Consider the following 12,725-nt stretch of genomic DNA (forward strand, 5'->3'; position numbering starts at 1 on the left):
CCCGTGTATCATGCGCGCCCATCTTTCCATCCGAATCAAGGGATATTACGCCTGATGTCCAGCTATCTCTTCACCTCCGAGTCGGTCTCTGAAGGCCATCCGGACAAGGTTGCCGACCAGATCTCCGATGCGGTGCTGGACGCGATCCTGACCCAGGACCAGCGTGCCCGCGTGGCCTGCGAGACCATGGTCAAGACCGGCGTTGCCATCGTGGCCGGTGAAATCACCACCAGCGCCTGGATCGACCTGGAAGCGCTGACCCGCAAGGTCATCACGGACATCGGCTACGACAGCTCCGACGTCGGCTTCGACGGCGCCACCTGCGGCGTGCTGAACCTGATCGGCAAGCAGTCGCCGCACATCGCCCAGGGCGTGGACCGCAAGAAGCCGGAAGAAATGGGCGCTGGCGACCAGGGCCTGATGTTCGGCTATGCCACCAACGAGACCGACAGCTACATGCCGGCCGCGATCCACCTTTCGCACCGCCTGGTCGAGCAGCAGGCCAAGATCCGCAAGAAGAAGAACTCGCCGCTGTCGTGGCTGCGCCCGGACGCCAAGAGCCAGGTCACCCTGCGCTATGAAAACGGCGTGGTCTCGGCCATCGACGCCGTGGTCCTGTCGACCCAGCACGCCCCGGGCATCAAGCAGAAGGACCTCATCGAGGCTGTCCGCGAAGAAATCATCAAGCCGGTGCTGCCGGCCAAGTGGCTGCACAAGGGCACCAAGTTCCACATCAACCCGACCGGCAAGTTCGAGATCGGTGGCCCGGTGGGCGACTGTGGCCTGACCGGCCGCAAGATCATCGTCGACACCTACGGCGGCTGGGCCCGTCACGGTGGTGGCGCGTTCTCCGGCAAGGACCCGTCCAAGGTCGACCGTTCGGCGGCCTACGCGGCCCGCTACGTCGCCAAGAACGTGGTTGCTGCCGGCCTGGCCGACCGCTGCGAAGTGCAGGTCTCCTACGCCATCGGCGTGGCCGAGCCGACCTCGATCTCGGTCACCACCTTCGGCACCGGCAAGATCAGCGATGACAAGATCGAGAAGCTGATCCGCAAGCACTTCGACCTGCGCCCGTACGGCATCATCAAGATGCTGGACCTGATCCACCCGATGTACCAGCAGACTGCGGCCTACGGCCACTTCGGCCGCAAGCCGAAGGAGTTCAGCTACCTCAACGGCGAAGGCGAGACCGTCAACGCCACGGCCTTCTCCTGGGAGAAGACCGACCGCGCCGCCGCCCTGCGCGCCGATGCGAAGCTGAAGTAACGCCTGCGGGTAGAGCCGACCGGTAGAGCCGACTGTTCGTCGGCTCACCTTTCAGAAGGGCCGCGCAAGCGGCCCTTCTGCTTTCTGCTAGAGCCGGCCGCTGGCCGGCTTTTTCATGGCCTCTGGAAACAACCGCGCGGTTGCCGGCCAGGGGCCGGCACTACCCGGTTGCCGATACAATCGGCCCATGTCGACCGAACTGAAAACCCACCAGCTGTCCATGACCGTGCTGATGTTGCCGGACATGGCCAATTTCTCCGGCAAGGTCCACGGTGGCGCCATCCTGCGCCTGCTTGATCAGGTGGCCTACGCCTGCGCCAGCCGCTATGCCGGCAGCTATGTGGTCACCCTGTCGGTGGACCAGGTGATGTTCCGCCAGCCCATCGCGGTGGGCGAGCTGGTCACCTTCCTGGCCTCGGTGAACCATACCGGCACCTCGTCGATGGAGATCGGCATCAAGGTGGTGGCCGAAGACATCCTCAAGCGCAGCGTGCGCCACGCCAACAGCTGTTTCTTCACGATGGTGGCCGTGGATGAGGAAGGCCGGCCGACGCCGGTGCCAACATTGCAGCCGGTCACCTCGGACGAGAAGCGCCGCCAGGCCGCAGCGCTGATCCGCCGCCAACTGCGCCAGGAAATGGAACAGCGCCACCTGGAACTGCTGGCATCGAATCCTCCGTCGCCGGAAGAATGAGGTAGTTGCGAATTCGCCGGGCATGGCCCGGCGGATGCATTTCAACCCGTGTTCTGCACCCCCTGCGAAACGCCGTTCACGCACGCCACCAGCGCGCGCAGCAGCTCGTCATCCTCGCGCCCGCTGCCCCGCCAGCGCTGCAGCAGATCCACCTGCAGCACGCTGATCGGATCGACGTAGGGATTGCGCAGGCGGATCGACAGCGCCAGCCGCGCATCATGGTCCAGCAGCGTCTTCTGGTCCATCAGCGCCAGCAGCCAGTGCCGGGTAAGTTCCAGTTCGCGCTGTACCTGCGGGAAGAAGCGCCCGTGCAGGTCGCCAGACAACAGCGAGAACTGCTCGGCGATGGTGATATCGCCCTTGGACAGCACCATCGCGATGTCGTCCAGGAAGGTGCGGAAGAACGGCCAGTCACGCGCCATTTCGCGCAGGGTCTCTTCATGGCCAGCGTCCACCGCCGCCTGCAGGCCGCTGCCCACGCCGTACCAGCCGGGAATGACGGCACGCGCTTGGCTCCAGGCAAACACCCAGGGAATCGCACGCAGGTTGCCCAGTGCCGCATCCTGGCCGAGCCGGCGCGAAGGACGCGAGCCCAGCGTCATCCGCTCGATCACGTCGATGGGTGTGGCGGTACGGAAGTAGTCCATGAAGCCGGCCTGGCCAACGAAGGCGCGATACACCTCGCTGCTGGCCGATGACACCGCGTCCATCACCGGCCGCCACGCATCCTCGCGCGGCTCGGCGGCACGCGGGCGCAGGCTGGCGCGCAGCACTGCACCGGTGGCCTGTTCCAGCGAGCGCAGGGCCAGCGCGCGGATGCCGTACTTGCGATGGATCACCTCGCCCTGCTCGGTCACCCGCAGGCGGCCATCGATGCTGCCGCGTGGCGACGCATCCACGGCGTGGGTGGTCTTGCCACCACCACGGCTGATCGAGCCGCCCCGGCCATGGAAGAAGGTCAGGCGGATGCCGGCCTCGGCCGCCACCTCCAGCAGTTCCACCTGCGCGCGCTGCAGGCCCCAACGCGAAGCAGCAATGCCACCATCCTTGCTGCTGTCCGAATAGCCCAGCATCACCATCTGAACATCATCGCGTGCACGCAGGTGCGCGCGGTACACCGGGTCGGCCAGCAGGTCTTGCAGGGTCGCCGTACCGCGCTTGAGGTCATCCACCGTCTCGAACAGCGGCGCGATATCCAGCGGTACTGACCCGTTCTCTTCCACCAGGCCGCCACGGCGTGCCAGCGCCAGCACCGCCAGCACGTCGCTGCGGTCGTGTGCCATCGAGATGATGTAGCTGCCCAGTGCATCCCCGCCATGCCGCGCACGGGCATCGGCCAATGCAGCGAACACGGCGTCGAGCCGCCGGTTGCCTTCGTCGTCGCCTTCCGGCAACGGCACCTCACCGCTGGCATGCGGTGCCAGCAGGCGCGCGCGGCCCAATGCATCCAGGCCCTCCCACGCCGGGTCGCCGCCCAGCACCGCCGCCAGCGCGCGCGCATGCACGCTCGATTCCTGGCGCACGTCCAACCGCGCCAGATGGAAGCCGAACGTCTTCACCCGCCACAGCAGGCGTTGTACGGCGAAGCCACCGGCATGCTCGCCGCGGTTCGCGCGCAGGCTGTCGAGGATCAGCTGCAGGTCGTCGATCAGTTCATCCGGGCCGGCGTAAGCGCCCTCGCCGTCTTCCAGCGTGGCCTGCAGGCGCGCGCGCATGCGATCGTTGAGCAGGCGGTAGGGCATGTCGGCATGGCGCGGGCGCGACTGCACCTGCGGCAGCAGCTGCTGGTAGTGCGCCACGCGCGCCTGCAGCGCATCGCTCACGCCCACCCGCTCGGTGGACTGGCTGAGCAGGCTGGCCAGCTGCAGCAGTTCCTTCTGGTAGCGCGCCAGTACCGCCTGCCGCTGCGCATCCAGCGTACTGCGGATGGTGTGGGCATCCACGTTCGGGTTGCCGTCCATGTCCCCGCCCACCCACGTACCGAAGCGCAGCAGGCGCGGCAGTGGCAGCTCTTCACCATAGGTATCGCGCAGCGCCTGCTGCAGAGATTCGTACAGCACCGGAATCACGCGGTACAGCACCTGCACCAGATAGAAGCCGACGTGCTCGCGCTCGTCATCGACAGTGGGCCGCACCGGCGAAGAGTCAGTGGTCTGCCACGACGCGGTCAGCGCCATGCGGAAGCGCGCAGCATCGGCGGCCGCTTCCCCCGGCGTGCGCTGGCCGTCGAGGTTGTCGACCAGGCTGGCCACCATCAGCTGCTCTTTCTCCAGCAGCGCGCGGCGCACCGCTTCGGTCGGGTGCGCGGTAAACACCGGTTCGATATCGATGCGCGGCAGCCATTGCGCCAGCTCGTCCAGCGTCACGCCCTGCGCCTTCAGCTGCTGCAGCGCATCCTGCAGGCCGTCAGGCTGCGCCCCTGCGGTACCGGCACGCTGGTAGTCACGGCGGCGGCGGATGCGATGTACGCGCTCGGCAATATTGACCACCTGGAAGTAGGTGCTGAAGGCCCGCACCATGGTCTCGGCCTGCTGCGGCGTGCGCCCGGCCAGCCCTTCGACCAGCTCCGACAGTGGTGCCTGGTTCTCGCGGCGGGCGATGGCGCGGGTGCGCACGTCCTCGACCTCGTCGAGGAAAGCCGCTGATACCTGCTCGACCAGCAGGTCACCGACCAGTGCGCCGAGCCGGCGCACGTCATCGCGAAGCGGAAGATCGGGAGAAGCAAACTCGATGCTGCTGCGGTACTCGTTCATCGGCGACGCACAGGCCTCGGTCAACGGATCCAGACCCCAAGCCTAAACCAGAACGGGCAGCGTGCTGCGACGCAAAAATGGTTTCATCTGGTAGTGCCGGCCGCTGGCCGGCAACCTCAGCTTGCGTGAGTCCATGAGGTTGCCGGCCAGCGGCCGGCACTACCGGGTCCGGTCAGCGCTTCTTCTTCGCCTTGCCCTGCTCGGCCGGGCCAATGGTCTGCTCCAGCCAGCGCTCGCTCTCGGCCAGCATGGTCATGATCGATTCGCGTGCGCGGTAGGCATGCGATTCGTTGGGCAGCATCACCAGCCGCGCGGTGCCGCCCAGGCCCTTCACCGCGGCGAACATGCGCTCGCTCTGGATCGGGAAGGTGCCGGAGTTGTTGTCGTCCACGCCGTGGATGAACAGGATCGGATCCTTGATCCTGTCGGCGTAATTGAACGGCGCCATCTTCTGGTAGACGTCCTGCGCCTGCCAGTAGTTGCGCTCCTCGGCCTGGAAACCGAACGGAGTAAGCGTGCGGTTGTAGGCACCGCTGCGCGCGATGCCGGCCTTGAACAGGCGGGTGTGTGCCAGCAGGTTGGCGGTCATGAACGCACCGTAGGAATGGCCGCCGATGGCGATGTGATCGCGATCGGTCACGCCACGACGCACCACCTCATCCACCGCTGCCTGCGCGTTGGCCACCAGCTGTTCGATGTAGGTGTCGTTCGGCTCCTTGTCGCCCTCACCGATGATCGGCATCGACGGGCTGGCCAGCACCACATAGCCCTTGGCCAGGAACGCCTGCGGGCCCCAGTAGCTGACCGCATTGAAGCGGTACGGCGAATCGGTCACCTGGCTGGCCGCCGCCGCGCTCTTGAACTCACCCGGGTAGGCCCACATCAGCAGCGGGCGCGGGCCGTCGCGCTTGGGGTCGTAGCCCGGCGGCAGCAGCAGGGTCGCGGTCAGGTCGACCCCATCCTTGCGCTTGTAGCGGATCTGCTCCTTCTGCACGCCCTTCAACTGCGGCAGCGGGTGCGCGAAATGGGTCAGCGCGCGCGGTGCAGTACCGGCATCGGCCAGCGACTGCACGTAGAAGTTGGCCGGCTCATCCGGGCTCTCGCGGCTCAGCAGCAGCGAGCTGGCCTGGTCGTCCAGCAACGCCACCGGCAGCGAATAGCTCGGCGCCTGCGAGTGGAACAGGCGCGTTGCCTTGCCCGTGGCGATGTCGAAGCGGTCCACGAACGGACGGTCGCCTTCCGGCGAAGCACCGGCACCGGCCAGGTACAGGCTGCTGCCATCGGGGCTGGTCTGCAGCAGCGAACGACCCCGCTCGTCACTGGTCAGCAGCGGCCGGCCCGGATCGGCATAGCGGTCCTGCGCGTCACGATCCCACAGCAGGCGCGGCTCGGCACCGGCGTTGTCCGGGGCGATCAGCCAGGTCTTGGTCCTGCGGGTCTTCCACCACGATTCGGTCAGCAGGGCCAGGTCACCGCGGCCCCAGCTGATGCCGGCCAGGCGGCTGCCAAGCTGGGCCAGGGTGACCGGCGGTTTGTCGAACGGCGCGGCCTGCATCAGCACCGCATCGCGCACCTTGGCGTCCCTGTTCGGGTCGCCGCCGTCCTGCACTTCGGCCCAGACCAGGGTGGCGTCGGCATCACCGCGCCAGCTGATGTCGCGCACGCCGGTCACTTCGGCATCGTTGCCGGTCGGCAGGCCTTCCACCAGCGGGCGCACGGCCACGGTGTGCACCAGCTTGCCGCTGGCACGGTCGATCACTTCAATGCGGCGCGGGAAACTGCTCACCGGCACCACGTAGGAGTACGGGCGCTGCACCGGCTGGCGCAGCACGAAGCGGCCATCCGGCGACACCGAGAAGCCCATGAAGATGCCGGCCGCGCCGATCGCGCGGGTGCTGCCATCCAGGCCGACTTCCATTGGCTGGGTAGTGGCGTAGTAGTCGAACTGGCGTGCGTCGGCCTCGTTCTTCAGCAGGTCCTGGTAGGTACGGATCGACACCACGCCGCCGCCCTGGCTGGTCTGCTGCACGGCCGGGCCGGTCGGAATGCCATCGGCGGGCGGGGCCGCACCGAGGTTGGCCGGGCGGGTGAACACCACCAGACCGCGGCTGTCCGGCAGCCACTGGTAGCCGCTGCCGATCACCGTGTTCAGGCCGGCAACCAGGCGGCGGGCGCTGCCGCCGGCCACGTCCACCAGCCACAGTTCATTGGCGCCACTGGCAGCATCGACCTGGTTGAAGGCCAGCCATTTCTGGTCCGGCGACCACATCACACTGGCGATCGACAGCTTGGCCGGCAGGCCGCTGATCTGCCGCTCCCTGCCGTCGGCCACGTTCATCAGCCACAGCTTCTCGCCGAAGCTGAAGCGGCTGTCGGAGAACGTGCGCGGGTTGATGCGCAGGCCAGCCAGCTTCAGCTCCGGCTGCGCCACCACCTGGATCGAAGGCAGCGACGGCATCTGCATCATCGCGGCCACGTCGCGGCGCGGCGACAGGAACAGCGACGGCGCGCGCGGGGCGTCGACCACTGCCTGCAGTGCGGCCGATGGCAGTTCGTAGCCATTGACGCCCTGCGCCTGCGCCGGAGCTGGCTGCGAGGCGGCCGCCCAGGCCAGCGGGGCCACCGCCAGCAGCCCCATCGACAGGACCAGGCCGGTCCAGCGCCGTGTGCGGCGCGCGTGCATGCTCATCGTTCCACCTGTGTGATGCGTGAAAACACCGACCTTAACAGGCCGTGCACGCGGCCCCATCTGCCGATGGTTGGGTCATGCCGATGTCATGCCGGGGCCGCGATATAATGGGGGTTCTCCCCTGCCGAGGGGCGCTGCGACCGGATCCCACGAGGCCCGGCCAGGCTCGGTAAGGTGGCTTTGTAACAACGGCGCCCGGCTAGATGCGAGCACCCGCTCGTCCACAACCGGAGCACACGAATGAACGCTGTTGCCAAGACCTTCTCCACCGAAGGTGACTACAAGATCCGCGATATCACGCTGGCCGACTGGGGCCGCAAGGAACTGGACATCGCCGAGCACGAAATGCCGGGCCTGATGTCGATCCGCCGCAAGTACCAGGCCGAGCTGCCGCTGAAGGGCGTGCGCGTGACCGGCTCGCTGCACATGACCATCCAGACCGCCGTGCTGATCGAGACCCTGAAGGACATCGGCGCCGACGTGCGCTGGGCCTCGTGCAACATCTTCTCGACCCAGGACCACGCTGCCGCGGCGATCGCCGCCACCGGCACCCCGGTGTTCGCCTGGAAGGGCGAGACCCTGGAAGAGTACTGGGACTGCACCCTGGACGCGCTGACCTTCACCCTGGCCGATGGCACCCTGACCGGCCCGGAGCTGGTGGTGGACGACGGCGGTGACGTGACCCTGCTGATCCACAAGGGCTACGAGCTGGAAAACGGCAGCGACTGGGTCAACACCGCCTCCGCCTCGCACGAAGAACAGGTCATCAAGAACCTGCTCAAGCGCGTGGCCAAGGAGCGCCCCGGTTACTGGGGCCGCGTGGTCAAGGACTGGAAGGGTGTCTCCGAGGAGACCACCACCGGCGTGCACCGCCTGTACCAGCTGGCCCAGGCCGGCACCCTGCTGATCCCGGCGATCAACGTCAACGACTCGGTCACCAAGAGCAAGTTCGACAACCTGTACGGCTGCCGCGAGTCGCTGGCCGACGGCCTGAAGCGCGCGATGGACGTGATGCTGGCCGGCAAGGTGGCCGTGGTCTGCGGCTACGGCGACGTCGGCAAGGGCTGCGCTGCCTCGCTGCGTGCCTACGGTGCGCGCGTGATCGTCACCGAGATCGACCCGATCTGCGCCCTGCAGGCGGCGATGGAAGGCTATGAAGTCAACACCATCGAATCGACCCTGGGCCGTGCCGACCTGTACGTCACCACCACCGGCAACCGCGACATCATCCGCATCGAGCACCTGAGCGCGATGAAGGACCAGGCCATCGTCTGCAACATCGGCCACTTCGACAACGAGATCCAGGTCGACGCACTGGTGTCCTACCCGGGTATCAAGCACGTCAACATCAAGCCGCAGGTGGACAAGTACATCTTCCCGAACGGCAACGCGATCTTCCTGCTGGCCGAAGGCCGCCTGGTGAACCTGGGCTGCGCCACCGGCCACCCGAGCTTCGTGATGTCCAACAGCTTCGCCAACCAGACCCTGGCGCAGATCGACCTGTGGGCGAACAAGGACAGCTACGAGAAGAAGGTGTACCTGCTGCCGAAGAAGCTGGACGAGGAAGTGGCGCGCCTGCACCTGGAAAAGATCGGCGTGAAGCTGACCACCCTGAGCCAGGAACAGGCCGACTACATCGGCGTGCCGGTGGAAGGCCCGTTCAAGCCGGACCACTACCGCTACTGATGCCTGCGGGGTGCCGGCCAGCGGCCGGCACTACCGGTGCATGCGACACACGGAACGGGCGCCTTCGGGCGCCCGTTCTGCATTTGCGTGTGGCCGTACACCCCGCATCCAGTCCCCACGGTAGATCCACGCCATGCATGGATGCTCTCCGGCAGTAGCCTCGGTCAAGGCAACGCGACCAGCGCGCGCTACGATGCCTACATGACCCCGGCCATCAACCTGCTCAAGCGCGAGAAGATCGCCCACACCGTGCGCAGCTACGTGCACGACGCCCACGCCGAATCGTACGGCGGCGAAGCCGTCGACAAGCTTGGCCTCGATCCGGCCCAGGTGTTCAAGACCCTGCTGGCCAGCACCGAGACACACGAACTGCTGGTGGCGATCGTACCGGTGGCCGGCCAGCTGAACCTGAAGGCTCTGGCCGAAGCGGCCGGCTGCAAGAAATGCGAGATGGCCGCCGCCGACGCCGCACAGCGCACGACTGGTTACCTGGTCGGTGGCATCAGCCCGCTCGGGCAGAAGAAGCGCCTGCGCACCTTCCTGGATGCCAGCGCTCAGGCATTGCCCGCGCTGCATGTCAGCGCCGGTCGCCGCGGCCTGGAAGTGGAACTGGCGCCGGCTGACCTGCTGCGCCTCACCGCCGGCCACTACGCTGCCATCGGCAAGTCTCGCTGATGCGCTGGCCCTGGTCTGCAGCGCGGATACCCCGTCTCGACGATATACAGGCCGATGGGCTGTTGCAGGACCTGCTGTCGCGCGACGCAACGCGCATCACCGATGCCGCACGTAGCGTCGCACGGCTGTTCAGTGCCTCATCGTTGGACGCGTTGGCCACGCATGTCGACCTGATCGAACGCAGCTGCGAGGGCATCGCCCTGGGCGGCATGCTGATCAGCAACCAGGCACACCTCAAGGCGGGCCTGCAACGGCTACGCTACTGGCAGGCGCGTAAGGGATGCCTGTGTGCGCTCAACCCCGGCTACCCGTTCTTCGATCCGCGTCGCCTGATCGAACAAGGGCAGATGCAGTTGCTCTCGTTGCAGGAGGCCGAGGATGGTTGGGGCGATTGCCACACCGTTGCCTGCACGCAATGCGGCCAGCATTGGCAGGCCATCGACCGCGAGTACCATTACCCGTGGTGGGAATGGAAAGCTGCCTGAAGGCCAAGCAGCCACGCATGGCGTGGCTCTACTGCGGTCCGCACATTCACGCGATGCGTGGATGGCAAATATTGCTCACGGCCGCCAGTTCGCGTTGTTCTCCCAGAACTCGACAGAACGCCGGTACGCCTCACGGTCCAGCGGCACGCCGGAGCCGCCCTCCTCCACGCCCAGCGCATTGCGCATCATCGTGATCGGCGCCATTGGCACCTCTTCCGGTTCGGCGGTGTAGATGCAGCCGACGATGCCCCAGTCGGCCTCGATCGGCGAACCTTCCCTGGCCAGCTGCTCGGCGCTGTACAGGATCACCACCAGGTAGTTCGCACGCGGCGATTCCACGCCCTCGAACCAACGCACCAGCACCGGCAATTCCTCGCGGTTGCGCGCTTCGTAACCACTGCGCAGCAGGTGGCGGTTGGCCTCGGTGACCGGCACCGCCAGGCAGCGCGTGCTGGTCCAGTTCTCGTAGACGAACAGCTTGCAGAACGGGGCGTAGCCGTCGAGCACCTTCAGCGGCGCCTGCGCATTGAGATGTGCCTCGAACTGCTCGGCAGTGCAGTCCTGGATGGTGTTGCCGCGCGGCACGCGCGGGAACAGGCGGGGACGGGCGAAATCGGTGAGGACGATGGACATGGCGCAGGTGTGATCGGGAGTTCTGCTGCACAGGGTAACCGCTGGCAGCCCCTACAACGCCATCCGCTCACGCAGTTCACGCGCCTGCCGCCGCGATACCTCCACCTCGCTGCCGTCGTCCAGCGTCAGGTCGTAGCCATCTGCAATGCTGGGCGTCACGCCACGAATACGGCGCAGGTTGACCAGGGTGTTGCGGTTGGCGCGAAAGAACAGATCCTGCGGCAGGCGTGCTTCCAGCGCGCTCAGGCTGCGGGTCAGCAGGGCGTTCTGGTCGCGGAACCATAGCCGTGTGTAGTTGCCATCCACCACCAGCCGACGGATCTCCGAGACCGCGACGAACCAGCAGCGTTCGCCCTCGCGCACGAACACCTGGTCCTGCGCGCCCAGCGTGCTGCGCGGCTCCGGCGTCTCGCCCGCCACCACCTCGCGCTGGCGCGCCCGCTGCAACGCTTCCAGCAAGCGCGGCGCCTCGACCGGCTTCACCAGATAGTCCAGCGCGTTGGCCTGGAACGCGCGCACCGCGTAGGTGTCGTAGGCGGTAACGAAGACCACCGCCGGCACCGTCTCCAGCCCATCCAGCACATCGAAGCCGCTGCCGGAGGGCATCTGCACATCCAGCAGCACCAGGTCTGGCGCCAGTGTGGCGATCGCCTCGCGTGCAGCGGGCACATCGTCGGCCTCGCCCACGCACTGCACCCATGGCAGCGCCGACAACAGCGTGCGCAGCTCCTGCCGCGCCAGCCGTGCATCATCAACGATCAACACACGCAGCACGCCACTCATTGCGGAATCTCCAGCAGGGCCTGCATGCGGTCGCCGACCGGCTGCAGCATGAAACTCCCCTGCGTGCCGAGCTGCGCACGCAGGTAGGCAAGGCCAACCCCATGGCCATGGGTGGGCTCGTTGGCGCTGCCCAGCGGATTGTCCACCTGCAGGCGCAGCACGTCATTGTCCAGCGTGGCACGGATCTGCACCTCACCGCCGCCCGGGCGGCTGGCGATGCCATGCTTGATCGCATTCTCCACCAGCAGCTGCAGCGCCATCGCCGGCAGCTGTGCCTGCATGGCATCGGCATCAATGTGCTGGCTTACCTGCAGGCGCTGTTCGAAGTGGACTGCCTCGATGGCCAGGTAGTCGTCCACTACCACCAGTTCCTCGGCCAGGGTGACCTGCTCGCTACGGTTGTGTGCCAGCGCCTGGCGCAGCGTGCGCGACAGGCGGGTGACCATGTCGCGCGCACGCTCCGGGTCTTCCAGGATCAGCGCACGCAGGTTGTTCAGCGCATTGAACATGAAATGCGGGTTGAGCCGTGCACGCAGTGCATCGCGCTCCAGCGCGCTGCGCTCGGCTTCGGCTCGCAGCCGGGCCAGTTCACTGTGGCGCGCCCGGCGCAGACCGTGCAGGCCGGCCCATAGGCCGGTCCACATCAGCAGGAACAGCGCGGTGTTCATCCAGTACACCAGCAGCGAAGACCATCGGTAATCCGCGTGGCCACCGGGCAGCTGCACCCAGCCCAGTGCCAGCGCCGGCAGCAGCAACGCCGCCGTCATCGCCTGTGCGCCGCTGGCACCGGCCACCACACCGGCGGCCAATTTCAACACCAGGCTGCCCAGGCTCCCCTCCCACCAGCGCTGGCGCAGCGCCACCGCGCGCAGCATGCCGCTGCACAGCCACAGGCAGGCGGCCACGCTGACGGTGATCAACACGATGCCGCTGAACACCACGCCGCCGCCGATCCGCATCCCCGCCCACAGCCCGTACATCGCATAACCCGCCCATGCCAATGCATTGAGCGTCCAGAAACGGCGGGATGAGGTGGTGGCGTCCATGCGGGCTCTCGGCGA

Annotated in this window: 10 protein-coding genes and 1 riboswitch; of the genes, 5 read left to right on the plus strand and 5 right to left on the minus strand. The window is 66.9% G+C overall.

Annotated elements, in window-relative coordinates; translation table 11 throughout:
- Positions 1 to 54 precede the first annotated feature (54 nt).
- On the plus strand, positions 55 to 1,266 hold the full coding sequence (metK, locus tag BN1263_RS07795) for a methionine adenosyltransferase (protein ID WP_005408103.1): 1,212 nt from the start codon (positions 55 to 57) through the stop codon (positions 1,264 to 1,266).
- A 187-nt stretch (positions 1,267 to 1,453) separates the two neighbouring features.
- Complete coding sequence (locus tag BN1263_RS07800; RefSeq protein WP_058980405.1) at positions 1,454 to 1,960, plus strand: acyl-CoA thioesterase; 507 nt, start codon at positions 1,454 to 1,456, stop codon at positions 1,958 to 1,960.
- Positions 1,961 to 2,001: 41 nt separating this feature from the next.
- On the opposite strand, the gene ppc is transcribed toward BN1263_RS07800, so the two are convergent.
- The gene (gene ppc, locus BN1263_RS07805; protein ID WP_058980406.1) at positions 2,002 to 4,713 is read right to left on the minus strand and encodes a phosphoenolpyruvate carboxylase; all 2,712 of its coding nucleotides are present in this window, start codon (positions 4,711 to 4,713) and stop codon (positions 2,002 to 2,004) included.
- Positions 4,714 to 4,885: 172 nt separating this feature from the next.
- Positions 4,886 to 7,402: a S9 family peptidase gene (locus BN1263_RS07810; RefSeq protein ID WP_058980407.1), complete on the minus strand. Its 2,517-nt coding sequence runs from the start codon at positions 7,400 to 7,402 to the stop codon at positions 4,886 to 4,888.
- Between the two features lie 120 nt (positions 7,403 to 7,522).
- Positions 7,523 to 7,606: riboswitch (S-adenosyl-L-homocysteine riboswitch) on the plus strand.
- 36 nt (positions 7,607 to 7,642) lie between these two features.
- Here BN1263_RS07810 and ahcY point away from each other — a divergent pair.
- From ahcY to BN1263_RS07825, 3 genes are all read left to right on the plus strand, one after another.
- On the plus strand, positions 7,643 to 9,088 hold the full coding sequence (ahcY, locus tag BN1263_RS07815; protein ID WP_033834449.1) for an adenosylhomocysteinase: 1,446 nt from the start codon (positions 7,643 to 7,645) through the stop codon (positions 9,086 to 9,088).
- 201 nt (positions 9,089 to 9,289) lie between these two features.
- Entirely contained in the window at positions 9,290 to 9,763 is a 474-nt protein-coding gene (gene ybaK, locus BN1263_RS07820; protein ID WP_058980481.1) for a Cys-tRNA(Pro) deacylase, read from the plus strand.
- Positions 9,763 to 10,248 carry a hypothetical protein gene (locus BN1263_RS07825; RefSeq protein WP_058980408.1) on the plus strand — a complete coding sequence of 162 codons (486 nt, stop codon included), beginning with the start codon at positions 9,763 to 9,765 and terminating at the stop codon, positions 10,246 to 10,248. The genes ybaK and BN1263_RS07825 overlap by 1 nt, the downstream gene beginning before the upstream one ends.
- 75 nt (positions 10,249 to 10,323) lie before the next feature.
- Here the strand turns inward: BN1263_RS07825 and BN1263_RS07830 are convergent, their stop codons facing one another.
- From BN1263_RS07830 to BN1263_RS07840, 3 genes are read right to left on the minus strand one after another with little or no spacing between them, the layout of a single operon-like run.
- A complete protein-coding gene (locus tag BN1263_RS07830; protein WP_058980409.1) occupies positions 10,324 to 10,881 on the minus strand; it encodes a DUF3228 family protein in 558 nt (185 codons plus the stop codon).
- Positions 10,882 to 10,932: 51 nt separating this feature from the next.
- Positions 10,933 to 11,664, minus strand: a complete 732-nt coding sequence (locus tag BN1263_RS07835) for a LytR/AlgR family response regulator transcription factor (protein ID WP_058980410.1) — start codon at positions 11,662 to 11,664, stop codon at positions 10,933 to 10,935.
- Positions 11,661 to 12,710: a sensor histidine kinase gene (locus BN1263_RS07840; protein ID WP_058980411.1), complete on the minus strand. Its 1,050-nt coding sequence runs from the start codon at positions 12,708 to 12,710 to the stop codon at positions 11,661 to 11,663. The genes BN1263_RS07835 and BN1263_RS07840 overlap by 4 nt, the downstream gene beginning before the upstream one ends.
- Positions 12,711 to 12,725: the final 15 nt, after the last annotated feature.

The organism is Stenotrophomonas thermophila (genome assembly GCF_001499715.1).
In the GTDB taxonomy this organism is placed as follows: Bacteria; Pseudomonadota; Gammaproteobacteria; order Xanthomonadales; family Xanthomonadaceae; genus Stenotrophomonas; species Stenotrophomonas hibiscicola.